This window comes from Streptococcus sp. HMSC061E03, assembly GCF_001813505.1.
GTDB lineage: Bacteria > Bacillota > Bacilli > Lactobacillales > Streptococcaceae > Streptococcus.
The window spans coordinates 1-2,651 of sequence record NZ_KV812796.1 but is presented as its reverse complement, the minus strand read 5'-3'; the positions used below and the strand labels follow the sequence as shown (position 1 = coordinate 2,651).

Here is a 2,651-nt window from a genome sequence, read left to right as displayed (position 1 = left end):
TCTATCAAGAATGTCAATTCTGGTGCTGGAACCTTTACAGTAACGGTGGATCAAGCGCCTCAAGGTCGTCAGATTAAGAATATTCGTGTCGCAGCTTGGTCTAAAGCTCATCAAGAAAATCTTTACTGGTATTCCGCAACCCCAACAGGTATGCACACAGAGATCACAGTTTCTGCCAATAATCACGGTAATGAAGCGGGCAACTATACCACTCACGTCTATGTAGACTACAAAGATGGGGGAGTTGAAGGTTTTAACCTAGGTCAGACGGCTTTGTCTCCACGAAATCAAAAGGTGAATCCACAAACAACCTATTATTCTCAACGTGATCCTCGTTGGGCTGGGAAATGGTATGGTGTGAGCAATGTCGATCAGTCAGGTTGTGTGCCAACCTCTCTTGCCATGACCTTCACAGATATCCTTGGCAGAACGATTTTGCCAACAACAGTAGCTGATTATCTCTACAACAATACTGATTCATTTAACAAAGGTGAAGCAGGAACAGATTCTGATGGGATTGTAGCTGCCACTCGTAACTGGGGCTTGAAGAGTCAATTGGTTAACGGAGCTGGAGGCATTGCAGAAGCCCTCATGGCTGGCAAGCATGTACTTGCTGCGGTAGGCAATAGCCAATTTACTAGCGATCCTTATACCCATGAGTTGGTCTTGCATGGCTATGATAATGGTAGAACCTATGTACGCGATCCATATAATAGCGGCAACAACGGCTGGTACTCCATCAATTATCTTCACTCCATTAAGAGTAAAGACCCAATGGATAACAAGCTCGGAGCACCTTTCTTCTCTATTTTTGCATAAGCATATAGAAGGCCGATTTGGCCTTCTTTTTTTCTTCTGATTAAGTATGAAATATTCTAATGAAGTTGTTTCTTGATCTGACAGTTTGTGCTATAATACTACTATGTGGGTATAATCCGTATAAAACAATGTAAGGGAAGATATATGAAAAAGAAAGATCTTATTTTTTATGCTGGGACAGCCGTTTTGTTAGCTTTTTCGACACAACAGGTCAAGGCCGATGAACAAGGCGCATCTGATCAAACCTCAGAAAATACTTCAGCTGTCGTTTTGAAAACAACAAGGGAATCAGAAGCTCAGAATATTGCAACCGATGGGGTGAAAACTGATCAAGCAGTTCAGACAGAAAAACCTGTTGTAACAACACCTAATCCTAGATCTGCGTCAAGTAATAATCAATTTGCGGAATATGTTACTGAAGAAAAGATCGAAACAGCTCTTCCGGCATCGTCTGTAGTAGCTAATCACACTTCAAATATAGATAGTGCACGTGAAACAGAGACATTAAACAACAGCTTGCCGGTTGAAGAAGTAAAGAGGCTGAGCGGTACTCTCTCAATTGAAAATAATAATCCAGTATCGGGCACCTTTGATGCTGTTGTTCGTGACATTGTTGCTCCAACCGGTTTAAAAGAAGTTTTAGTTCCATCATGGAGTTTAGAGAATGGTCAAGATGACCTTATCTGGCATAAGGCGACTAAGCAAACTGATGGTAGCTATCGTGTCACTATTAAAGCGAGCGAACATAAAGGAAACAAAGGAAACTACCGAGCAGACGCTTATATTGTTGATAACTCGAATAATCGTCACTACATTGCTGAAAAAGTAGTGGCTGTTGATTATGCTCGACCAAGTGGTGTCCTTACGATTGAAAACAACAATACTGCAGCAGGTACTTTTGATGCAGTTGTTCGTAACATTGTTGCTCCTACAGGTTTAAAAGAAGTTCTTGTTCCTTCATGGAGTTTAGCTGGTGGTCAAGACGACCTTATCTGGCATAAGGCAACTCGTCAAGCCGATGGTTCTTACCGAGTGACGATTAAGGCAACAGATCATAAGAACTCTACAGGGAAATATCGTGCTGATGCTTATCTTATAGATGAATCCAACAATCGATTCTATTTGACTGAAAAAGTAGTAGAAGTTCGTCAACTCAAACCAAGTGGGACGCTATCGATTGAGCACAATCATGATTCCACTACCTTTGATGCAGTTATTCGTAATGTGGTGGCGCCGAATGGTTTGAAGGAGGTCTTAGTCCCTACTTGGTCTAACAAAAATGGTCAGGACGATTTGATTTGGCATAAGGCAGTCCGTCAAAGTGATGGCAGCTACCGAGCTACCATCAAAACTTCAGATCATAAAAATGATGACGGTAAGTACAACGTTCATGTCTACTACGTAGATCAAAATAATCAAAAAGCCTACATCACAAAGACAACGACAGAAGTACGTGAAGTTAAACCAAGTGGCACTGTCACAATTGAGAACAACAATACTGTAACAGGCACATTTGATGCCGTTATTCGTAATGTTGTTGCTCCAACTGGTTTGAAAGAAGTTCTGATCCCAACATGGTCAGATTCAAACGGGCCTGATGATCTAGTCTGGCATAAAGCAGTGCGTCAAAGTGATGGCAGCTACCGTGCGACCATCAAAGCCTCAGATCATAAAAATGAGGATGGTAAGTACAATGTCCATGTTTATTATGTAGATCAAACTAATCAACGGAATTACATCACAGAAACTACGACAGAGGTGCGTCAAGCCCGCCGTTCTGGTACAATCTTAATCCAAAACAACAACAAGGATACAGGTACCTTTGACGTCAT

The 2,651-nt window shown here is 41.6% G+C and carries 2 protein-coding genes; both read left to right on the top strand.

Going from position 1 to position 2,651, the window contains the following annotated elements:
• A partial coding sequence (locus HMPREF2917_RS07765) for a GBS Bsp-like repeat-containing protein (protein WP_176745959.1) occupies positions 1-819 on the top strand: 819 nt, incomplete at its 5' end.
• 144 nt (positions 820-963) lie between these two features.
• The coding region (locus HMPREF2917_RS07760) for a GBS Bsp-like repeat-containing protein (protein WP_176745958.1) at positions 964-2,651 on the top strand (1,688 nt) is incomplete at its 3' end.